The organism is Virgibacillus salinus (genome assembly GCF_900102415.1).
GTDB lineage: Bacteria > Bacillota > Bacilli > Bacillales > Amphibacillaceae > Lentibacillus > Lentibacillus subterraneus.
This window is the reverse complement of sequence record NZ_FNKD01000004.1, coordinates 153,033-174,437: the sequence shown is the minus strand read 5'-3', so window position 1 is coordinate 174,437 and position 21,405 is coordinate 153,033. Positions and strand designations below refer to the sequence as shown.

Genomic DNA, 21,405 nt, shown 5'->3' with positions numbered 1-21,405 from the left:
TTATGAAAACGTTTCCCTTATACTGAGATTATCAAAATATTAGGTGGTGACAAGATGCTGACTACCGAACGCCATGAAATTATTTTAAATTTATTAAAAGAGAAACAAACAATCACAATCCAGGACATTTCTGTCGCAACTTCTGCTTCTCAATCGACAATACGCCGCGATCTAACTGACCTGGAAAAATTAGATAAACTCGAACGCATCCATGGTGGAGCTACTTTAAGTGAACGGAAATTGCAGGAATACAGTATATCGGAAAAATCAGCCAAAAACCTTCAGGAAAAAATAAATATTGCCAAGTATGCTGCTTCAATTGTGAAAAAGGGAGATTGTATTTTTCTTGATGCAGGGACAACTACACTGCAATTAATTCCTTTTTTACAAGATAAAGAAGTAGTCGTTGTTACAAATGGACTTACACACCTGGATTCATTAATCGAACATAACATCCAAACGTATTTAACTGGAGGATTTATAAAAGTAAAAACCAGTGCATTGATTGGACCACAAACTATTCAATCACTTAAAAGTTACCGATTTGATAAATGCTTTTTAGGCGTAAATGGCTTCCACGAGGATTATGGATATACAACACCTGATCCAGAAGAAGCAAGTATTAAACATACTGCTTTTACTCTCGCAAAAAACACGTATGTGTTAGCAGACCACTCGAAGCTTAACAAAGTAAGTTTTGCTAAAATATGCGAACTGCAGGATGCAGAAATCATCACAAGTGACATCAATGAAGAAGATTTAGATAAACTGTCAAAAATCACCACCGTAAAGGGGCTTTCAACATGATCTACACATGCACAATTACACCATCAATAGATTACACAACATACCTCCCAGCGTTTAAACCAGGGAAATTAAATCGTTCAAACGAGGTTTATTACTATCCGGGTGGAAAAGGAATTAATGTATCCAGGGTTTTACAGAGACTTCAGGTGAAAAGTGTAGCATTGGGATTCGCAGGTGGATTTACCGGAGATTATATCAAACAATTTTTACAGCAGGAAGGTATCGAGACAGCGTTTGTCGATACACATGAAGTTACCCGTATTAATGTCAAGGTGAAGTCCGAGCAAGAAACAGAGTTAAACGGACCTGGACCAAACATTAACCAGGATCAGCAGCAAGAATTACTAAACAAAATACAAATGTTACGGCAAAACGATTGGTTTATATTAGCGGGGAGTCTTCCTGATTCCATACCGCAATCATTTTACCAAGCAATCTCAAAAATATGTGATGAAAAAGATGCTCGTTTTGTTCTCGACACATCTGGTCAAGCTTTAAAAAATTTAATACAGACAAAGCCTTTTCTAATCAAACCAAATCAGCAAGAACTTGGAGGCTTATTTAATACAAGTATCTCAAGCAAGCAGGATGCCTTCTATTATGCAAAAAAACTTGTAGATAGAGGCGTACAAAATGTCATAGTCTCGTTAGGTGGTGATGGAGCAATATTTGTCACAAAAGAACTCGCACTTGAAGCCATAGCCCCTAAGGGAAGTATCGTTAATACGGTAGGTTCCGGTGACTCATTAGTATCTGGTTTTATTTCATCTTTTATAGAAACCAACGATCCCCAAGAAGCATTTCGTTATGGGGTAGCAAGCGGAAGTGCGACAGCATTTAAAACAGATTTATGCAGGAAAGAAGATGTCGAATCACTGGTAAGCCAAGTGAAAATCAACTCATTCAATGAATAGGATGTGAAAATATGAAAATTACGGAACTGTTGAAAAAAGAAACGATTATTCTTGATTTAGAGGCAAGTTCAAAACAGGAAGTGCTCACTGAACTAATTGGGCAGCTTGATCAAGCAGGTAATCTAAATGACAAAGATGCATTTACAAAAGGAATTCTGGAACGGGAATCACAAAGCACTACAGGAATTGGTGAAGGTATTGCCATTCCACATGCCAAATCCAGTGCAGTCAAAAATCCTGCAATTGCATTTGGTCGATCTCCAGGTGGTATTGATTATGATTCACTTGATGGCCAGCCAGCACATTTGTTTTTTATGATTGCTGCAAGTGAAGGAGCGAATAACGATCATTTGGAAGCCCTATCCCGCTTATCAACCTTTTTAATGGACGAAAATTTCCGGAAGAAGATTCTTGATGCAGCTACAAAAGAAGAAGTTCTACAAGCCGTAACCGATAAAGAAGCAGAGGTAGATGCTGAAGAAGAGCCAGCAAAACAGGCAGAAGCATCACAAAAAGTTCTCGCTGTAACAGCCTGTCCAACAGGTATTGCGCACACGTATATGGCAGCTGAGAAACTGTCAGAAACAGCCAAGGAAATGGGTATTTCAATCAAAGTAGAAACAAATGGATCGGGTGGCGCAAAAAATCGCCTGACAAATAAAGAAATTGAAGAAGCCGACACCATTATTGTTGCTGCCGACACAAAAGTTGAAATGGAGCGTTTCAATGGAAAGCGAGTTATTGAGACCGGTGTTGGAAAGGCAATTCATGAAGCAACTGACCTACTACAGCTTGCAGTAAATAACGATGCACCTATATATCATGCTGAAAAGTCAGATTCAGGCAGTAGTGAAAAAGAAGGACGTAGCGGTTTCTACAAACACTTGATGAATGGTGTTTCCAACATGCTTCCATTTGTTGTTGGTGGTGGTATTCTAATAGCTATTTCGTTTTTCTGGGGTATCGAATCGGATAACGAGTTTGCTAATATGCTAAGTACCATCGGTGGTGATAAAGCATTCTACCTAATGGTTCCTGTGTTAGCTGGTTTTATTGCATCCAGCATTGCTGACCGGCCAGGATTTGCTCCAGGTATGGTTGGTGGTCTGATAGCGATGACTGTCACAGGTGCTGAAGGTGCTGGTGGTGGCTCTGGATTTCTTGGTGGTTTGATTGCAGGTTTCTTAGCAGGTTATGTAACATTACTAATTAAAAAGGCATTTGCAGGTTTACCAGAATCACTAGAAGGTCTAAAACCAGTCTTATTCTATCCATTATTCAGTATCGCAATCACCGGGTTGATTATGATGATGATTAACCCGCCATTAACAAAAATATATACAGGACTTTCATCATTTTTAGAAGGTATGGGTGGCTCTAACCAAATCCTACTCGGACTTATTTTAGGTGCTATGATGGCATTCGATATGGGTGGACCAGTTAACAAAGCTGCTTACACATTCGGTATTGCCATGCTAGATGCACAAAACTATACGTTTATTGCCACTGTTATGGCTGCCGGTATGGTACCACCTCTAGGAATGGCACTTGCAACAACATTATTTAAAAATAGATTCACAAAAACAGAACGTGAAGCAGGCAAAACAGCATACGCTCTAGGCGCATCCTTTATAACGGAAGGTGTTATTCCATTTGCTGCAGCTGACCCTGCACGTGTTATTCCATCAATCATGGCAGGTTCCGCAGTAACTGGCGCCCTGACAATGATGTTTGATATCGCCTTACGCGCACCACACGGCGGGATATTTGTAATCGGTCTTGTCGATGGTGGAGCTAGTAAAATTCTATTATATCTAGTAGCCATTATTATAGGATCAGTAGTAACAGCATTACTTGCCGGCTTACTGAAAAAGAACGTAGGTAAAACAGCATAAACAAAAGCCAAAGCGCATCATTTTAGTTTTGGATGCGCTTTGGCTTTTTAATATTTACTTCACGTCGATAGAAAATTCCTTGTCACCTTCAATAGTTAAACTAACCTCACCGGATTCACTAAAGGAGTAAGGTTCAAGTTCATAAATTTCTTCGATTTCATATTCATCTTTCAAACTTTGGGATGTACCTTCAACTAAAGTTACAGACGGATTCCAAATTTCCTCTTTACCCGATGGATATTCTACAGTAATTTTGCTATCGTTATTTAGATTTAAGTTATCCCAAGACACTAAATGGATTTTAGATTCCTGGTCTTGAGTTACCAGACTATCAGCATAATAGCCAATTTCTCCGATATCTCCAAACACCGTATAATTACTGCCATTTACATGAATATCAAGGTAAGGTGGCTGATACGTAATTTCATGATAAATACCATATGAAATAGATAATACAGCAGCAATGGAAAGCCCGATAATAAGCTTTGGAAATGTTCCCTTTTTAAAGCTGCTCATGAACTCCGAAAAAGTGGCAAACTTATCAATCACTACTAAAAGTATTATAAGGACTATGAGAGAAATGCCAATTACAATATACATGCTTTAAGTCACCTCTTTCATTTTTAAGACATAACGATTCGCTTGAATTTTATTGGATTGAGTTTGCGATATTTGCTACATCATCTATAGAAAAATGGGACTCCGAAGCGTCAGGAGGTTCCATTACAGATAACTTACGAATAACTTACGAAGATGTCCCTTGTCATTTTTCCATTTCAAAGCATTTTCCCCTGTAATTTTTGCCACAATTCCATTATCTAATGTACCTTATCATATGTATGTAAAAAATAAACACTTAATTTCTAACTTGGATTTCTCTAAAATCTCGGTATCCCTATCCCTTTGCTCCAAAATTTAATACCTGCTTTTTAGTTAATATTTCTTTAGACGATTAAAAAGTGGAATAGGTCCCACTTTTTTATCTTTTAAATAATAAAATAGCTCTGCCAATTGTTTTGGCAAAGCGTTTTATCCCCATTAAAAAGGCTTCAATATCATTAAGGCAATTACTATTAAAAAAATAACATTTTCAATGCGCTCGGAGAAAAACAGTTTTTTGGAAAGTATGAAATAGTCAGCTGGAATTTCATCACCATTGTGTTCCTTTAACATCGCCTTAATTGGCTTGGATCTTGGTGATAGTACAGTAGGGCCAAATCCTAACGCTATTAAATACAATAGCAAACTGGTTACATACCAGCCTTGTTCAAATAGATATGGATGTAGATAACCCATCAACAAGCCGGTTATCAATAGCAGCGTCCCACCGACCATTACAAAGATATGCAGACGGTTACGTATTATGTAAGCATGCTTTAATTCAGTCATTGTTGTTGCTTTAGTCACAATATAAATCATCACAAACCCTGGGCCCATACCTAATATTGCTGAGAAAACATGGATAAAAACAAGCAACTCATAAAATGTCATTTTAATTGCCTCCTGGAACAAAAGCGCAGGCGCTAGGCGCTGAAGCTGGATATGGCTGATCAGGTAGTCCAATTATCCAACAACACTTAAATTTTATAGTTTCATAAGCTCAAGTACAACTTGGTTCACTGCAATCATATAAATTTACCTACATAGTGGCTGTGACATTCCACACATTTATTAGTAAATTTGTAACAAAATTGTGTCCAAAATTAGTACACCCCTACATATCGTTTCAGAATTGCATCGACCCTGGGACCATAGGACTCCCCAAAAATATTTAAATGAACAAGCAAATAGTAGAGCTGGTATAAGTCTTTAATATCATCGTAATCATCCCTCAAAGGAAAACGTTCTACATAAGCTTGATAAAAATCCCCGGAATAGCCACCAAACAGTTCCGTAAAAGCAAGTTCAAAATGTCGGTCTCCATACAAGAATGACGGATCAACCACATATGGGTTGCCACCTGCGCCTACAAGCCAATTTCCACCCCATAAGTCACCATGTAAATAAGATGGCTCAACATCATCAGGTATCCACTTTTCCAGATTCAACAGTAATTTTTCCATTCGGAGTCGTCGATTTCCCGTAATACTGTTTTGCTCAATCCCTTGTGTCATTTGGGCGGAAAGCCTGCTATCCCGGTAATATTCCAGCCAGCTTAAAAATAATCCATTCGGCTGTGGCAGCACGCCAATGAATGTATCATCCGGAAAGCCATGCTGATTGCCAAAGGTCTGATGCATCTTTGCTATTCGATCACCTAGCTTTGCTTCTGTATCCTGCGATTTTCGTCCTTCAACCCAATCCATTACAAGAAACGCATTATTTTTTTCATCAGAATATGCCAACACTTCAGGAACAGAAACCGAATTTGTTTCCCTGATTAAACGAAGACCTTTCGCTTCCAGCTCAAAAAAACGATCAGGCGCATCTGTATGATATTTAATAAAATACTTTCGTTCATTTGTTTCAACAAAAAAGCTTTCATTAATTGATCCACCGAATGTTTGCTTAACCTGCTTTAGTCTTGAAAAGTCACCTGCCGCATGTAATGCTTGTTCGATGAATTTGTTCATTATTATGCCTCACTTTCTATGACAATTTTTTGAAGGAAAAGAAAACTATCGATAGATTCGTTGCTAAAAATAAACTATAATTATCTATAATTACTTCCAGTAGTGTCTGAGATGTATCCACATATAAACCAGCGAATAATATTAGATTCGCGATGATGAGAATAATAATTGCCGTAAGCTGTCTATTTAGCTTTCCTTTCAGAAAATCATAAAACGGATTTATTAAAAAGAAAAACGCAATAAAGTAAACGATAAAATAGAGTACTATCACAATAATAGACTTTGTAATTAGTCCGTTTGCCTCAACATTATTTCCCATAATGTTTTCAACGATAAAAAATAATAACATGATTGCAGAGCCAATAATAGTTGCGGCCATTATTTCCGATGTGTAATAAAGTTTCTTTAACATTAATATCCCCCTGAAACTATCTTTAGCACTATATTATCATGAAATCACTCTTTATTATGGAGCATTTTCTGAACTTTTTTAATTTCATAGAGAATTCCTTCTTTTTCCTGTTCGTCTTCTGCTTCCATACTCATTAGCTGGGTCAGTTTAAGTTTAAGTTCCCGAATTTCATTATCGTTGCTCGGATCACTTTCAGTAGCACTATTTTTGTGTTCCAGAAATTCGTCATAGGTTCCAACATAGTCGATCATTCCCTGACCTCCCATTTCGATAATACGATTTGAGGTCTTTTTAATTAGATAACGGTCGTGGGAAACAATGACAAGTGCTCCTGGGTATGCTTGTAAAACATCCTCGATAACTTCCTTCGTATCGACATCCAGGAAGTTTGTTGGCTCATCCAACACTAGCAGATTGGCGTTGCTGAAGTAAAGATTGAGGAAGGCTATGCGGCATTTCTCTCCCATGCTCAAGGTTGAAATTTGCTGAAAAACAGATTCCCTTGAAAACAAGAAACAACCCAGAATCGTTCTTGCATCAGATTGCGTCATACCTGGCAATTCAAGCATACTATCCAGAATCGTCTTTTGTTCATCCAGGTTTTCCAGTTCCTGTGCGAAATAGCCGATCTTCGTTTGAGGGTTTTGCCTTATACCACTCTTCTCGGCAGTAAGATCACCTGTAATAAGCTTTAATAAAGTCGACTTTCCCGAACCATTCGGACCAACCACTCCAATACGATCACCCCTGTATATAGAGGTGTTTAAGTTGGTAAAGAGCACCTTTTCCTTATCGTAGGAAAAAGATAGATTCTCTATTTGCAGCAATCTTCTTGCAGAAAAAGTACTGTCCTCCAGCTTTACATTTAATTTTTTACCAGCTTGGGGTTTCTGCACTTTATTATTTTCCAGTCGTTCCAGTTCCTTTTCTTTCGCCTTGAACCGTGATACGTTTTTCTTTGCTTTTGATCGCGCGAAGTCATTTTGTCCAGCTGCTTTATGAGCCTGCTGAAACCATTGTTGGTAGTTTCGAATTGTCTTTAGTAGACCTTCTTTTTTCTGTTCTTGCTTACGATAAGTCAATTCCTGTGTACGTCGCTCAACTTCTTTTTGTTCACGGTAAGCAGAATAACCTCCCTCATATCGCTTGCATTCATCCGAATTCAGTTCATAAATTGCATGAGCTGTACGGTCCAGAAATAAACGATCGTGGGAAACGAACAACACAGCACCTTTATAATTCACAAGCCATTCTTCCAGCCATTCAATCGTTTCTTTATCCAAGTGATTTGTCGGTTCATCCATAATAATACATTCCGGATTTTGTAAAATAAGGCGAGCAAGCTGAGCCCTCGTTTTTTGACCACCACTTAACTGATCATACGAACTTCCCCACACTTCTGAAGTTAGTTTAACTTGATGCAGTGCAGATTCTGCCTTAGCGTCCAGACTATATCCATCGAGACCTATAAATTCATTATAGATTGCTGTATATTTTTCCATATTGATCTCGGGTTGCGTTAGTACATGCTCGAGTTCTTTTTTCAAGTGATAAACTTTTCCAGCAGCACTTAGGACAAATTCCAGGGTCGTTAGGTTTGAATCAACAGATGGATCCTGTTCAAGCACACCCCAATCATCAGACGGAATAACTCGTTGAATAGACCCCGAGTCAAATGCTGTTTTTTCGAGCAATCCATTCAGAAGCGATGTTTTACCTGATCCATTCCGACCAAATAGTGCCACATGTTCACCCTGTTGCAGCTCAATATCGATGTTTTGAAAAATCATATTGCCGTTCCATTCCTTGCAAAGACCTTTCGCCTTAAAAATAAACATATCCATACCCCCATTTTTAGCAATAAAAAAACACAGGAATCTGCCTGTGAATGATTACAATGGATATATGGATATACGGGATCACGGAAAATTTTTTAATTATGATTGCTACCCGTTAAAAGTACACACGTATCCCATTCGTTTCATTCAGACAGAAACGCTCGTTTGAAGTTATTCAAACTTGATTGGAAAAAACGTGGGTTTACTTCATTGTCAGGTAGGTCCTCCTTCGGTTAATCTTTCTTTTATCATACGGATGTGGTGCTGCTGTGTCAAATTACGCTTTTTCTTCTTTATACAATTTCATCGGATTTTCCTGCGCTTCTTCTAATGGCATATGTACCATACGAATTTGACGTTCAGCCTTTGGTTTTTTTAACTCTCCATAAACAAACTCCGACTTTCCTAACCCTGCTTCAACAGCATCCTCAGCTGTGGCACAATAATATATTGTTTCAATCCCAGCATAATACATTGCTGTCATGCACATCGGACACGGCTCTCCGCTCGCGTACATGGTATAGCCCTGTAAAACATGCGTATGCATTTTCTTCTGTGCCCTCCGCATTGCTTGAATCTCTGCATGTGCAGTAATATCAAAGCGTTTATGTAACTCATTGACCCCTTCATCAACCAGGTTATTGTTTTTCACCAGGACTGCACCAAAAGGTTCACCACCATTACGAACATTATCTGAAGCTAATTCTACTGCTCGTTCCATAAATTTGTCCATGTTATACCCTCCTCGTATACTATGAAAGCAGCTATCTCCTTCATAAGATAACTGCCTCTACATTATTTAACCTAACTTTACTGTCATTAATCGATAATGTCCAATCTCAAGCTGATCAGTAATCACATTTAGACCAAAACTCTCCAGTCCCCGGCTAGAGGCTGCGCTTCATGTGGTACGTGTACCTCAATTATCATGCCTAGAGGGGCTTGTTTTACATAATTGAACACCTCGTTACGCGGATGTTCTCCGTTTAAAATCCGCTCACGTAGATCAATGATAGCTCTTTTCCCTTCCAATTGTACATTCAGCATCTTTTCACCCCAACTTGCCAAAGGCCTTAATCCTAATTAAACTAGCATTTCATAACAAGGATAGCTACGTCACTTAGAGCTTTTAATGCATGGCGCTCATATGGTTCCATACGCAATATCGTTTCCTGATTAATCGTATAACCCTCATTGTTAAGCGTGAATTCAACCTCACCTTTTTTAACAAATATAAACACGTGTTTCGGTGAGTCATGTTCTTCAATTTCTTCGCCAGCTTTTAATTTGATGTGCATAATCTCACGGTTATCCTCATCAAAAACCCTTTTCCCCTCAACAGGCTTCGTTATCTCATGGTCTACTCTTATAAGTTGCATTTGACACAACCTTTCATTAATTATCTTAAGTCTTGCCTACAGTGTAACCAATACCACAATCAATTAATGTGATAAACATCACACATCACCATATTTTTATAGTCCATTGATTTTTACTGTCTCATCGGCTACAATTTAGTTGAAAATAATTATCATTTAGGCGCATATAAATTTATAGAGGGAACAACGAGGAGGACATCAAATGGAACAAACAAAAAATTCAACAGCGCTTGCAACCATTATCCGTGAACGCCGCGCTGTTAAAAAAGGCTATAATGATAAACCTGTAACCGAGGAAACGGTGGTGAACTTACTGGATGACGCAACATGGGCACCAACTCACGGCAACCGACAGCCGTGGCGCTTTATTTTTGTTGGGCCAGAGCAAAAAGAGGCATTTGCCGAAAAAGTTGCTGCCACATACCCAGAAGAAAAGCGGGAAAATCGCAGAGAGTATCTGAATGAACCGAATGCATTCCTAATAGTTGTGATGGATGTACCCGATAATCAAAAGCAATGGGATGAAAATTTTGGAGCAACAGCATCCATGATTCAAAACTTTTGGTTGCTTGCCTGGGAACAACAGCTTGGTGTCGTATGGAAAACCAATCCACACATTTATGATCCAAAAGTAAAAGAAATCCTCGATGTTGGTGAGGATGAGAAAATAGTAGGGTTCATCCATCTTGGGTACTTTGATGAAAAGCCTATTAAAAAAGGCAGAGTACCAGTTAGCGAGAAATTCTCAACGTTTAAAGGATAATAGAAAAGGGTGTCATGTAAGCAATGCTTAATATGACACCCTTATTTTGTGATGTTTGCGATGTCTGTTGAGGTTTTGAGGTCGATAAATCTATTCTCAAGTTGATATATTCATTTTACGGTCGATAAACTCATTCCAAGGTTGATATATTCATTTTCCAGTCGATAAACCAATTCTCGAGTTGATATATTCGTTTTCCGGTCGATAATTCCATTTCAAGGTTGATATCCCCGTTTTCCGGTCGATAAACTCATTCCCAAGTTGATATATTCATTTTCCAGTCGATAAACTCATTCTCAAGTTGATATATTCATTTTCCGGTCGATAAACTCATTCTCAAGTTGATATATTCATTTTCCGGTCGATAAACTCATTCTCAAGTTGATATATTCGTTCTCCGGTCGATATTTTCACACATAATTTAATAATAAAGACCGCTAGAGTTACAACTGTAACCCCAGCGGCCACCTCTTTTCCTTATTCCTCATCCCATACAGCGCTTTTCAGCATACTGTTTTTCTGATGACGATCAATAGCTAGCTCGATCAATTGAGTAATCAATTCCGGATAGGAAACCCCACTGATTTCCCATAGCTTCGGATACATGCTAATTCGAGTGAATCCAGGTAGTGTGTTAACCTCGTTTACATACACTTCTCCGTCCTCAGTTAAAAAGAAATCAACACGGGCTAAGCCTTCACACTCAAGTGTTTCAAACACTTCAACAGCTGCCTTCTGCACTTTTGCAACCATTTCGTCTGATAGATCTGCTGGTATTTCCAGCTTTGCTCCGCTTTCATCAATATACTTTGACTCATAGGAGTAAAATTCCGTTTGTGGCAAAATTTCACCTGGCACTGATGCTTTAGGATGTTCATTTCCTAATACAGCACATTCTATTTCACGGCCAACAAGACTTTCTTCTACAATAAGCTTATGGTCATATTGAAATGCCTCGCCAACCGCTTTATAAAATTCTTCCTTCGATGAAACTTTACTAACCCCAACTGAAGAGCCTTGATTTGCTGGCTTTATGAACATTGGTGTTCCAATTTGCTCTTTTATTTCGTCGTAATTAATCTTATCTTTTTTTGCACTTGAAAAAGCTAAGCCATTCGCAACATTAATACCCGCTTCTTTAAGCAAACGTTTCGCGACATCTTTATCCATGCAAACAGATGACCCCAAGACGTTTGAACCGACATATGGGAGATTTGCAATCCGCATCATTCCTTGTAAGCTGCCATCTTCTCCTAATGTGCCATGCACAATCGGGAACACAACATCAAGCTGGTCCAGCGCACCTGCATTTGCTGCATGTATCATTTGATTATCGGTCTCTCCAGGCACTATTGCTATCGTATCGTTTGATTTGTTTAATTGAATTAATTTTGGGTTTTCAGCATTAATTAAGTAGGAAGATTGATCATTTATATGCCATTTACCTTGTTTATCGATCCCGATAAGAACAACATCATATTTATTTTTATCAATTGCATCAACAATATTTTTAGCTGATTGTAATGATACTTCGTGTTCAGCCGACTTTCCGCCAAATATAATACCAACTTTTTTCTTCGTCATCATCAGAACTCCCTTGAAAAAAATCATATATATCTAAAATAGCACAAAAAGGGTTGTTTGAAACAGAAGAAAAATAAAAAAACGAACAGCGCCCTACTTTACTGTCCGTTTTTTAAAAATTTATATCATCTTCTCTGTCAGCTTCATATATTCATTTATCGCTTCAATAGTTGGTTCCAGAGATGCCTCCCAAAATTCCTTCTCTCCAATATCCTTATTGAGGAAACGACTTGCTAAATCTTCTACTGTCATTTTTCCAGAACTTTGCAGCAAGGCATCATATTGTTCCGGAAATTGTTTTCCTTGTTCTTTTGCCATGGCGTAGATACCATTACTGAATAGATAACCAATCGTATATGGGATGTTGTAGAAAGCTAGATCTGTATGAAAAAAGTGAGGTATGGTCATCCACAAATATTTATTATTTTCATCCAAAGCATCGCCATAAATTTTCTTTATCATGCCTTCCATTAAACTTGATATCTCATTTACTGTCAGCGGTCCTTGCATTCGTTGTCCATATAACTTTTGTTCAAATTGAAACATAGCTGGGACGGTAACCTGATACTTTAATCCATTTAAAATTTTCATTTCCAGTAGGGACAATTTATCTTCTTCACTTGATGCATGCTCAATAGCAGCATCCAGTACTAGGTTTTCCGCAAAGGTCGATGCGGTTTCCGCTACACTTGTGCTTATTTCCTGTGTAAAAGCAGGCTCATCTTGCAAAATATAGTTATGGTAAGCATGTCCAAGCTCGTGGGCAATTGTCACAACGTCCTGATAGCTACCTGTAAATGTTAGGAATATCCGACTTTCTTTTTTTAGTGGCATAAAGGCACAAAACCCTCCATGCGTTTTACCTTTGCGATCTTCAGCTTCAATCCAGCCTTCTTGAAACGCGTTCTCAGCAAACTTACCAAGCTTGTCGCTGAACTTATAAAACTGGGTAATAATAATATCTGCAGCTTCCTGATAAGAAATTTTCTTATCCGATGTAAAGCTCGGTGTCTCCATGTCATACCAGGCTAGTTTTTCAAGCTCCATTACTTGAGCCTTCCGCTTAAAAAAAATATGAGCGACTTCTCTATTTTCATTTATTGCTGATACCATTGTTTGAACTGTTTGTTCATTAATTCGGTTCTCTTCCATAGCTTCCTTTAGCACATTGTCCCAGCCACGTTGTTTATAGACATCAAGCCGAAACCCATTGATCCTGTTTAAAACTGTTGCAAAGGATTCTGCTTGTTCCTCACATACCTCAACAATATTTCGCGCTATATTTTGCCGTACAGATCGATCACTTGAAAAGAGGTACCTTCCCGCTTGCCCAAATGAGATTTCCTCTTTCTTACCATCTTTTTCAACAGGGAACCGCAGAGCACCCATCATTTGTTCATAATAATCCTCCCAGCCAATAAACCCATTGACGGAAAGCTTATTTATCACTTTTTCCATTTCTATTGGTAACTTATCGTCCATTTTTTGTTTGCGCTCTTCTAAGTAAAATTGATATTCTTTCACTTCGTCGTGATTCATTAAATGTTTCCACTTGGCTTCTGAAATTCCAGCCAAGATTTCATCTAAATCAATTTTTAGAGATTCATAATCAGCTTGAAGCTTTGCGCTTTCATCAACTAATTTAGATACATCTGGATCATCGACATTTACTGCATAGAGACAAACCATAAATTCATCCAGTTCAAAAGACGCTTGCTTGAATTCTTGGATTTGTTGTAAAAGATCAATTAAGTCTTTCTCAGAATAAAATTGATCAAACGTTTGAACAATTTCCTGAAACCCTTTCATATCATGCTTTAGCTGCGAAATTAATCCATTTAATTCACTTGATTCTTTTCCACCTGCATACAGGGAATCAAGACTCCAATTCTCGCCAATTACTTTCTCCATTAAAATTCCTCCCCTAGACTCTCACTAACTAATAGTATAGTTTATTTCTGAATTTCATGTATCCGCCCCAAGACTTATTAACCATCGTTATCAAGGTTGATTTCGAAGTCCTCCACAAGATTGTTGCTTTTTCCAATCAGGTAGTTGTTTGAATAAGTTTACGTTTTCACTCAAATACTTAGAACAGACTATTTTTTGGGGGTTATACGATTACTCTAAGCTTCTAACTTCATCAGAGAATAATCACGTTCAAGATCCAGACATACAACCCCATTCTCAACGGCTTAGTGCTTAATTCATCCTTTTCACTCAATACAGAATTCGGTTATCATCCCGAATTCTGCTAGCTAATTAATCAGCCTTTGTGTTGTAACAGCCGACACTAGTCAGATTGATCTTAAAATCGTCCTTCTTGATAACATTATGCTCGTTGTCAAAAATTGAAAGTTCACTTGAAGTATTTTCTTTGGATAATTCTCTGGCATTCGCAATGGCATCATCTTTTGCCTCAAATTCACCTGCGGGAGGAATCATCCTCCAGCTTCACAATCCAAGCTGTTACTTCCAGGTTTGATGCTACACTATAAGCTGTCATATGACGTCATACTTTGTGCACTCCCTGTCAATATGTGTTTGAAACATCGGACAGGAAGCATTTTCTCGTTGAAAAGAAGCAAGGCAATCAGTGACAATAAAGGTGTTTCTCAATACGAACGGGCCATTTTGTTAAAACATGGAACACCTCATGTGAAAAGGGGTATATTTCAATAAGATCATTATTTGTTTTAGATTTGTCTTAAGTTTTGTTAATGCTTAATCAGGGTATGTGGTGATTATTGTTTAGAAAAGAGGGTTGGAATGAACCAAACCAAATTGTGGACGATCTCTCGCGATAGTTTCTGGTTTCTTCCCATTGTATATGGGTTATGTTCAATAATTGCAGCAGCTGTAATAACAGCCTTGGATGTTTGGTTAGTCGCTAAAGTATCCAGCAGCATTCCGAACATTTTACTTACGGGTCAAAGTATAGCCAAGCAGCTTTATTCTGCTTTAATCACAGCTATACTGACTATGACAACGATAAGTTTTTCGACGATTATGGTGATGTTAACGACGTATTCATCCCAGTTTTCGCCTCGAGCACTTCAGGACTTTATGCAAAGCAAAATCACACAACACGTGTTAGGTGTTTACACGTTTGGATTTATTTTTGTACTTATTAATTTATGGTTATTAACAGAGACAAACCAAAAAGATTTGCTTAGCCCCTTTTTCACCGTTATTATTATGATTATTTCGCTTGGCTTTTTTATTTTATTTATCCATTTTTCGGCACGTTGGGCGCAAGTGAACTTCCTTATTGGCGTCATACGTAACAAAACATCGGAATTAATTAAAGAAACCTTTTCAGAGAGAACGTATGGAGAACATCAGCATTGGGACCATTCCCAGATTGAAGACATAAGAGAAAAAGATAGACAAACGATTAATGCCAGGCGTTCGGGCTACATTCAACAAGTAAATTATAATTATCTTATTAACTGGGCTACTAACAATGACATGGTGTTAGAGGCAACTTTTCAAGTCGGTGATTATGTACCTAAAGGAATGTCGGTTTTTTATTTTTGGTCTTTAGGGAACAGAAACGATAAATTAGCCGAACACGACCGTTTTTTGGTAATCGGCAACGAACGTACGGATCTTCAGGATATTGGATTTTCGATAGAAAAGTTAGTGGAGATTGCTGTAAAAGCACTTTCGACCAGTATGAATGACCCGAACACGGCAATTAACTGTATTCACCGCATTAGTGGATTGCTTACGGAATTAGCCGGAAACTACCGTCCTGTCACCTTTTATTCCGATTCAGATGGAGATTTACGAATGATCATGCAGCAAAAGAAATTCCGAGACTATTTATATAAAAGTTTTTACCAAATTAAGCATTACGGAAAAGATGACATTTCGGTTGTATATAGCATTATAGATGCATTATATAAGATTGCTCTTGTTAGTGAGGCGTCTATACAAAAAGAAGTATGGCATTTCAATAAATACATTTTGGAAGCTGTAGATATAGAGAATATTCCGTCATTGGACTATCAACACCTTAAAGATATAGTAGAAAAATTTGCTCGTCTTTCAGGAGAAGAATTGGATTGGGAATAAAAAAAGAACCAACCGACTACCATAAGTTGAAGGACAAAAGCCTAATTCCAAGCGGTTCTACTGAAGTCGGAAATCAGTCTCAATTAATTCTACTAAATAAATAGCCAAATTTTTAAAAATACCTTGACATTATTAATAAACTACCCTATGATTATTAACAACAATTTAAATCGATTTAGCAATGACGAAGATTAGTAATCTGTATGAACACTTTAGAGAGCTGACGGGTGGTGTAAGTCAGTGTGCGCGTATAGATGAATGGACTTCTGAGCTTCCAAACCGAAACTTGTAAGTCAGTAGGCTTTGGCGACCATGTCTCATCGTTATACGAGACAAATATTAAGTAATTCATTACTTGATATTGCCAAAGAGAGCTGATTTTTTAGCTAATAAAGGTGGTACCACGGTTCCTCGTCCTTTTCGGATGGGGGACCTTTTTGTATTCAAAAAAACTACATATAATAAATCGTCGAGTAAGAGGAGTAAGCTTTTTGCAGCGTTCAAGAGAACCGGTGGTGGTGAGATACCGGTACGTGAATAATAGCCGAATGGACTTACGAGAGGTTTCCTGAATGGCAGTAGGGAAACACGGAGCTCCGCCGTTACACGGATAGGATATTAAGTTTTTCCCGTATCCGAAAAAGATGGAGAGACTTTTCAGACTCTCCAATAGAGGTGGCACCGCGGTCACAATCGTCCTCTGCAAGCACATTCCATATGTGTTTTGCAGGGGATTTTTTTATTTCATAGAAACTGGAAAGGAGTTTTACGAATGGAAACAAAAACACAAACACTCGATTATAAGTTTATTAAACAAAACGCCGACACATTAACCCCAATTGGAATATACAAAAACCTTCATGGCACCAAGAAATTTCTATTAGAGAGTTCATTCCAACATGAGGAGAAAGGTAAGTATTCCTTTATTGGTACAGATCCTTACAAGGAAATCATTGGAGAAGGAAACGAAACATCTATTTTCAATCATGGGCATGAAAAAAAGGAACAACAAACAGAAAATCCTTTATCTGTTTTAAAACAACAGTTGCCCAAAATGGATGTAGATCTGCCGTTTCCATTTTTCGGAGGTGCTGTAGGTTACATCGGATATGATTCAATCCGTTCCTATGAAAACATTGGCGATGATTTACCTGATGCTATTGAAATGCCAGATATTCATTTAATGCTTTATAAGAATGTTATTATTTTTGATCACAACGATGAATCGGTTTACTTAGTCGCCACTAATCTTGAACAGCAGTCTGAATCTGTATTAGATAAACGTCTAGAGGAACTAAAAAAAGCATTATTATCAAATCAAACAACAGATCCAACGACTGAGGGAGAGATTACATTCGAACCTGAAATGGATAAGGAAACATTTATGCGTAACGTTGAAATTGCTAAAGAACATATAAACCAGGGTGATATCTTTCAAGTTGTCTTATCACAACGAATGAAAGCTACCATACATGGTGATCCGTTTTCGTTTTACCGAAAGTTAAGAAAGACTAACCCATCCCCTTACATGTTCTACATCGACTTTGACGATTATGTCGTTTTGGGAGCATCGCCGGAAAGTCTTATTGAAACAACTGGTCAGGATATTATTACAAACCCAATCGCGGGAACGCGTCCTCGCGGCAAAACGAAGGATCAAGACAAGGAACTGACCAAGGAACTTCTTGCTGACGAAAAAGAAATTTCCGAACATCGGATGCTAGTTGATTTAAGCCGCAATGATCTTGGCCGAGTTTGTGAAATTAATAGTATTTCTGTTCCAACTTACATGACGGTAGAAAAGTATCAGCACGTTATGCACATGGTATCTGAAGTACACGGTAAGTTAACTTCCCGTTTTTCGAGTATTGATGCTTTGATATCCTGCTTGCCTGCTGGAACAGTTTCCGGAGCACCAAAAATCCGGGCGATGCAGATTATTAATGACTTAGAAACTTTAAAGCGTGGTGTATATGCAGGCGGTGTTGGTTACATCAGCTTTAATTATGACATGAACATTGCCCTAACCATCCGATCACTTGTTGTAAAAAATAATTACGCCTACCTGCAGGCCGGTGCTGGTATTGTTTATGACTCAGATCCTGAGACCGAGTACAACGAAACATTGCATAAAGCAAGATCATTAATGGAGGTGACGAATTATGATTTTACTAATTGATAACTATGATTCATTTACCTATAACATTTTTCATTACTTTGCCAGCCAAGGTGCCGAAGTAAAAGTTTGTCGGAATGATCAGATTACCATTGAAGAAATTTCTGAAATGAATCCGGAAGTTATCATTATATCCCCTGGCCCCGGAGTACCAGAACATGCTGGAATCTGTACAGAGGTTGTAAAAGAATTTCATAAAAACACACCGATTCTGGGTATTTGCTTAGGGCATCAAGTAATCGCACATGCTTTAGGTGCTGCAATTAAACAGGCAAACACAATCAAACATGGCAAAACATCCTTAATTACACATAATGGCGACGGATTGTTTAATTATTTGACACAGCCGCTTGAAGTAATGCGTTACCATTCGCTGGTAATCAACCAACAAACATTACCAGACGAATTGGAGGTCGTTGCCAAGTCTTTAGAGGACAACGAAATTATGGCAATTAAACACAGACAGTACCCAGTCTATGGCATACAGTTTCACCCTGAATCAATCGGCACATTAACTGGTATGAAGATGATTCAAAACTTTTTAGAAATAATCGGAAAGGAGTTTCGTCATGAAAAACTATCTTGAAAAATTATTGAATAAAGAAAACCTTAATCTGGAGGAAATGAAAGATGCCACAGCATACTGTTTCTCAAATGAAGTTAGTGAAAGTGAACTCGCTTCGTTCTTAACAGCATTAAGAGCTAAAGGGGAAACACCAGAGGAAATCGCTGGTCTTGTTGAAGTTGTTCGTTCCGAGTCAAACCAAACCACAAATATCCTTCCAAATGTAATGGATAATTGCGGTACAGGTGGTGATCGCTCATACAGCTTCAACATTAGTACGACCGCAGCGTTTGTGATTGCCGGTGCTGGTGTGACAATCGCCAAGCATGGTAACCGCAGTATTACAAGTAAAACAGGAAGCGCAGACGTACTGGAACATTTGGGTGTTTCGTTATCCTTTTCAAAACAACATGTAGAGGAAATGCTGCACGATAACAACATCGCTTTTTTATTCGCTCCACATGTTCATCAGGGAATGAAGCGATTCATGAAAGTACGCAAGGATTTACGAATACCAACGATTTTTAATCTAATTGGACCACTAACAAATCCTGTCGATTTAGACTCACAGCTTTTAGGCGTTTATCGTCGCGATATGCTGCCTATGCTTGCTGAAACGCTACACAAATTAGGCAGAAAACGCGCACTTGTGATAAACGGTGCTGGACATATGGATGAAGCTTCACTTGCTGGTGAGAACCATATCACATTACTGGATCAGGGAAAAATCACTTCATTTACACTGCACCCATCTGAGGTCAACTTGCCTGTCTATGATAACCAGCAAATCCTTGGCGGAGACGCAAAGGATAACGCAAAGATTTTACTGCAGGTTTTACAAGGAAAGGAAGGTCCCTATTACGATACGATACTTTTGAATGCAGGGCTTGGAATATTCGCAAATGGTGCTGCATCATCCATTCAAGAAGGTATTACGAAAGCTAAGGAAAGTATCGATAGTGGAGCAGCATTGGAAAAACTGCAACGACTAGTGGAATACAGTAATAAAGTTTCAAGTGAGGCGATGTGACATGACTATATTAGATAAAATTATTCGCCAAAAGGAAATAGAAGTTGAGCTATTAAAAAAACAGCCATTGCCTGAATTTTCGGGGGCTGCCAAATCGATTAAAAAAATTGAACATTCCTTTCATAACACACAGCAAATGAATGTTATCGCTGAAATTAAGCGCTCCTCCCCATCAAAAGGAGAAATTGATATGGCGGTTGATCCGGTAAAACAAGCAAAGTTATATGAGTCATGTGGTGCTGGCGCGATTTCTGTCCTGACCGATGAAACATTTTTCAACGGCTCGATGGAAGATTTACGAAACGTTCGCAAGGCTGTCGATCTTCCTATTCTTTGTAAAGACTTTATGATTGATCCGATTCAAATTGACCATGCAAAAGCTGCAGGTGCTTCGATAATTCTCCTAATCGTCGCTGCACTTTCAGATAATAAGCTTCAAGAACTATTTGAATATGCAACACATCAAGGGATTGAGGTGCTTTGTGAAGTTCATGATGCGAACGAAATGACGAGAGCAATCGAACTTGGGGCAACGATTATTGGGATTAATAATCGAAATTTAAAAACCTTTGAGGTTGATTTGTCCGCTACAGAGCAACTGGCATCCATGGTCAAAAATCCAGATACAATTCTGATTAGTGAAAGTGGTATTAAATCCCGCGATGATGTCATTCAAGTCGGCAAAGAGGATATAAACGGCATACTCGTCGGTGAAACATTAATGCGTTCCAATAACATAGCAGCGCTTTTCAACGAATTGAAAATCCCCATAACAAAAGGAGGTATACCAAATGCTCGTTAAAATTTGTGGTATAAAAACTGTAGAAGCTGCCAAAGAGGCTGTTAACTCTGGTGCTGATTTTATCGGATTTGTTTTCGCATCAAGTAAACGGCAAATCACACCAGAAAAGGCTGCACAGATTAGTGCTGCTATCCCTTCTTCTGTTAAAAAAGTTGGTGTATTTGTAAACGAGTCGGAAAGAAATATTTTACAGACTGCCGAGCAAGTAGGGTTAGATGTTATACAGCTTCATGGTGATGAGACAGCTGAGTTTGCTGCAAAGCTCCCATATACAGTAATTAAAGCATTTCCGATGATTACGGAACAAAAAAATGCAATGCAATCATATCCAAGTGATTATTATCTGGTTGACAGTCCAAAAGGGCCAAACCGTGGCGGTAATGGAACAACATTTGACTGGAATCTATTAAAAGACCTGAACCTATCGAAAATTATTTTAGCAGGTGGACTTACTCCCAAGAATGTACAGTCAGCAATCACAACTGCAAACCCTGCAGGTGTGGACGTATCAAGTGGAGTTGAAACAGATGGACAGAAGGATTTAGCCAAAATAAACCAATTTATCAGGAATGCGAAAGGATGAAAAC

21 protein-coding genes and 2 other annotated features are annotated in these 21,405 nt (G+C 38.3%); of the genes, 10 read left to right on the top strand and 11 right to left on the bottom strand.

What is annotated here, in order from left to right; genetic code table 11:
• Positions 1–54 precede the first annotated feature (54 nt).
• Genes BLS02_RS16455 through BLS02_RS16445 form a run of 3 tightly spaced genes read left to right on the top strand, consistent with a single transcriptional unit; the run spans position 55 to position 3,616 of the window.
• Positions 55–807, top strand: coding sequence for a DeoR/GlpR family DNA-binding transcription regulator (locus tag BLS02_RS16455; protein ID WP_092494123.1), 753 nt, complete (start codon positions 55–57; stop codon positions 805–807).
• Positions 804–1,721 (top strand): 1-phosphofructokinase, encoded by a 918-nt coding sequence (gene pfkB / locus BLS02_RS16450; protein ID WP_092494122.1) that lies wholly within the window; start codon positions 804–806, stop codon positions 1,719–1,721. Before BLS02_RS16455 ends, pfkB begins: the two co-directional genes overlap by 4 nt.
• Before the next feature lie 11 nt (positions 1,722–1,732).
• On the top strand, positions 1,733–3,616 hold the full coding sequence (locus BLS02_RS16445) for a PTS fructose transporter subunit IIABC (protein ID WP_092494121.1): 1,884 nt from the start codon (positions 1,733–1,735) through the stop codon (positions 3,614–3,616).
• A gap of 54 nt (positions 3,617–3,670) precedes the next feature.
• Here the strand turns inward: BLS02_RS16445 and BLS02_RS16440 are convergent, their stop codons facing one another.
• The 8 genes from BLS02_RS16440 to BLS02_RS16405 form a co-directional block, all read right to left on the bottom strand.
• On the bottom strand, positions 3,671–4,216 hold the full coding sequence (locus BLS02_RS16440) for a hypothetical protein (protein ID WP_092494120.1): 546 nt from the start codon (positions 4,214–4,216) through the stop codon (positions 3,671–3,673).
• 438 nt (positions 4,217–4,654) lie between these two features.
• A complete protein-coding gene (locus BLS02_RS16435) occupies positions 4,655–5,107 on the bottom strand; it encodes a DUF2269 family protein (RefSeq protein WP_092494119.1) in 453 nt (150 codons plus the stop codon).
• Positions 5,108–5,319: 212 nt separating this feature from the next.
• Entirely contained in the window at positions 5,320–6,189 is an 870-nt protein-coding gene (locus BLS02_RS16430) for a fructosamine kinase family protein (RefSeq protein ID WP_092494118.1), read from the bottom strand.
• 16 nt (positions 6,190–6,205) lie between these two features.
• The gene (locus BLS02_RS16425) at positions 6,206–6,601 is read right to left on the bottom strand and encodes a hypothetical protein (protein ID WP_092494117.1); all 396 of its coding nucleotides are present in this window, start codon (positions 6,599–6,601) and stop codon (positions 6,206–6,208) included.
• 44 nt (positions 6,602–6,645) lie between these two features.
• Positions 6,646–8,439, bottom strand: a complete 1,794-nt coding sequence (abc-f, locus tag BLS02_RS16420) for a ribosomal protection-like ABC-F family protein (protein ID WP_092494116.1) — start codon at positions 8,437–8,439, stop codon at positions 6,646–6,648.
• A gap of 277 nt (positions 8,440–8,716) precedes the next feature.
• The gene (locus tag BLS02_RS16415; RefSeq protein ID WP_092494115.1) at positions 8,717–9,172 is read right to left on the bottom strand and encodes a nucleoside deaminase; all 456 of its coding nucleotides are present in this window, start codon (positions 9,170–9,172) and stop codon (positions 8,717–8,719) included.
• 128 nt (positions 9,173–9,300) lie between these two features.
• Positions 9,301–9,486 (bottom strand): hypothetical protein, encoded by a 186-nt coding sequence (locus BLS02_RS16410; protein ID WP_254788800.1) that lies wholly within the window; start codon positions 9,484–9,486, stop codon positions 9,301–9,303.
• Between the two features lie 41 nt (positions 9,487–9,527).
• Positions 9,528–9,818: a cupin domain-containing protein gene (locus tag BLS02_RS16405; RefSeq protein WP_092494114.1), complete on the bottom strand. Its 291-nt coding sequence runs from the start codon at positions 9,816–9,818 to the stop codon at positions 9,528–9,530.
• Between the two features lie 202 nt (positions 9,819–10,020).
• On the opposite strand from BLS02_RS16405, the gene BLS02_RS16400 reads away from it, so the two are divergent.
• Complete coding sequence (locus BLS02_RS16400) at positions 10,021–10,581, top strand: nitroreductase family protein (protein ID WP_092494113.1); 561 nt, start codon at positions 10,021–10,023, stop codon at positions 10,579–10,581.
• A 477-nt stretch (positions 10,582–11,058) separates the two neighbouring features.
• On the opposite strand, the gene ddlA is transcribed toward BLS02_RS16400, so the two are convergent.
• The 3 genes from ddlA to BLS02_RS16385 all read right to left on the bottom strand — a co-directional run bounded on the left by ddlA (position 11,059) and on the right by BLS02_RS16385 (position 14,610).
• Positions 11,059–12,165, bottom strand: a complete 1,107-nt coding sequence (gene ddlA / locus BLS02_RS16395) for a D-alanine--D-alanine ligase (protein ID WP_092494112.1) — start codon at positions 12,163–12,165, stop codon at positions 11,059–11,061.
• 120 nt (positions 12,166–12,285) lie between these two features.
• Positions 12,286–14,076 carry a M3 family oligoendopeptidase gene (locus BLS02_RS16390; RefSeq protein WP_092494111.1) on the bottom strand — a complete coding sequence of 597 codons (1,791 nt, stop codon included), beginning with the start codon at positions 14,074–14,076 and terminating at the stop codon, positions 12,286–12,288.
• A 351-nt stretch (positions 14,077–14,427) separates the two neighbouring features.
• Positions 14,428–14,610, bottom strand: a complete 183-nt coding sequence (locus BLS02_RS16385) for a DUF2188 domain-containing protein (RefSeq protein ID WP_245736118.1) — start codon at positions 14,608–14,610, stop codon at positions 14,428–14,430.
• A gap of 324 nt (positions 14,611–14,934) precedes the next feature.
• On the opposite strand from BLS02_RS16385, the gene BLS02_RS16380 reads away from it, so the two are divergent.
• The 6 genes from BLS02_RS16380 (at position 14,935) to BLS02_RS19060 (ending at position 21,401) form a co-directional block, all read left to right on the top strand.
• Positions 14,935–16,245, top strand: a complete 1,311-nt coding sequence (locus tag BLS02_RS16380) for a DUF2254 domain-containing protein (RefSeq protein ID WP_092494110.1) — start codon at positions 14,935–14,937, stop codon at positions 16,243–16,245.
• 172 nt (positions 16,246–16,417) lie between these two features.
• Positions 16,418–16,667 (top strand) — a binding site (T-box leader).
• A gap of 38 nt (positions 16,668–16,705) precedes the next feature.
• Positions 16,706–16,949, top strand: a binding site (T-box leader).
• A 68-nt stretch (positions 16,950–17,017) separates the two neighbouring features.
• Positions 17,018–18,424 (top strand): anthranilate synthase component I, encoded by a 1,407-nt coding sequence (gene trpE / locus BLS02_RS16375; RefSeq protein WP_092494109.1) that lies wholly within the window; start codon positions 17,018–17,020, stop codon positions 18,422–18,424.
• Complete coding sequence (locus BLS02_RS16370; protein ID WP_092494108.1) at positions 18,408–19,007, top strand: anthranilate synthase component II; 600 nt, start codon at positions 18,408–18,410, stop codon at positions 19,005–19,007. The genes trpE and BLS02_RS16370 overlap by 17 nt, the downstream gene beginning before the upstream one ends.
• Complete coding sequence (gene trpD / locus BLS02_RS16365; protein ID WP_092494107.1) at positions 18,991–20,016, top strand: anthranilate phosphoribosyltransferase; 1,026 nt, start codon at positions 18,991–18,993, stop codon at positions 20,014–20,016. The genes BLS02_RS16370 and trpD overlap by 17 nt, the downstream gene beginning before the upstream one ends.
• A 1-nt stretch (position 20,017) precedes the next feature.
• On the top strand, positions 20,018–20,818 hold the full coding sequence (trpC, locus tag BLS02_RS19065; protein WP_175559516.1) for an indole-3-glycerol phosphate synthase TrpC: 801 nt from the start codon (positions 20,018–20,020) through the stop codon (positions 20,816–20,818).
• Positions 20,808–21,401 carry a phosphoribosylanthranilate isomerase gene (locus tag BLS02_RS19060; protein WP_175559515.1) on the top strand — a complete coding sequence of 198 codons (594 nt, stop codon included), beginning with the start codon at positions 20,808–20,810 and terminating at the stop codon, positions 21,399–21,401. The genes trpC and BLS02_RS19060 overlap by 11 nt, the downstream gene beginning before the upstream one ends.
• Positions 21,402–21,405: the final 4 nt, after the last annotated feature.

Coding starts and splice junctions, on each gene's coding strand:
- BLS02_RS16390 (WP_092494111.1), bottom strand. CDS start 14,076: ATGGAGAAAGTAATTGGCGAGAATTGGAGTCTTGATTCCCTGTATGCA.
- BLS02_RS16385 (WP_245736118.1), bottom strand. CDS start 14,610: ATGATTCCTCCCGCAGGTGAATTTGAGGCAAAAGATGATGCCATTGCG.
- abc-f (WP_092494116.1), bottom strand. CDS start 8,439: ATGTTTATTTTTAAGGCGAAAGGTCTTTGCAAGGAATGGAACGGCAAT.
- trpE (WP_092494109.1), top strand. CDS start 17,018: ATGGAAACAAAAACACAAACACTCGATTATAAGTTTATTAAACAAAAC.
- BLS02_RS16430 (WP_092494118.1), bottom strand. CDS start 6,189: ATGAACAAATTCATCGAACAAGCATTACATGCGGCAGGTGACTTTTCA.
- ddlA (WP_092494112.1), bottom strand. CDS start 12,165: ATGACGAAGAAAAAAGTTGGTATTATATTTGGCGGAAAGTCGGCTGAA.
- trpC (WP_175559516.1), top strand. CDS start 20,018: ATGACTATATTAGATAAAATTATTCGCCAAAAGGAAATAGAAGTTGAG.
- BLS02_RS16380 (WP_092494110.1), top strand. CDS start 14,935: ATGAACCAAACCAAATTGTGGACGATCTCTCGCGATAGTTTCTGGTTT.
- trpD (WP_092494107.1), top strand. CDS start 18,991: ATGAAAAACTATCTTGAAAAATTATTGAATAAAGAAAACCTTAATCTG.
- BLS02_RS16405 (WP_092494114.1), bottom strand. CDS start 9,818: ATGCAACTTATAAGAGTAGACCATGAGATAACGAAGCCTGTTGAGGGG.
- BLS02_RS16400 (WP_092494113.1), top strand. CDS start 10,021: ATGGAACAAACAAAAAATTCAACAGCGCTTGCAACCATTATCCGTGAA.
- BLS02_RS19060 (WP_175559515.1), top strand. CDS start 20,808: ATGCTCGTTAAAATTTGTGGTATAAAAACTGTAGAAGCTGCCAAAGAG.
- BLS02_RS16435 (WP_092494119.1), bottom strand. CDS start 5,107: ATGACATTTTATGAGTTGCTTGTTTTTATCCATGTTTTCTCAGCAATA.
- pfkB (WP_092494122.1), top strand. CDS start 804: ATGATCTACACATGCACAATTACACCATCAATAGATTACACAACATAC.
- BLS02_RS16410 (WP_254788800.1), bottom strand. CDS start 9,486: ATGCTGAATGTACAATTGGAAGGGAAAAGAGCTATCATTGATCTACGT.
- BLS02_RS16455 (WP_092494123.1), top strand. CDS start 55: ATGCTGACTACCGAACGCCATGAAATTATTTTAAATTTATTAAAAGAG.
- BLS02_RS16370 (WP_092494108.1), top strand. CDS start 18,408: ATGATTTTACTAATTGATAACTATGATTCATTTACCTATAACATTTTT.
- BLS02_RS16440 (WP_092494120.1), bottom strand. CDS start 4,216: ATGTATATTGTAATTGGCATTTCTCTCATAGTCCTTATAATACTTTTA.
- BLS02_RS16415 (WP_092494115.1), bottom strand. CDS start 9,172: ATGGACAAATTTATGGAACGAGCAGTAGAATTAGCTTCAGATAATGTT.
- BLS02_RS16445 (WP_092494121.1), top strand. CDS start 1,733: ATGAAAATTACGGAACTGTTGAAAAAAGAAACGATTATTCTTGATTTA.
- BLS02_RS16425 (WP_092494117.1), bottom strand. CDS start 6,601: ATGTTAAAGAAACTTTATTACACATCGGAAATAATGGCCGCAACTATT.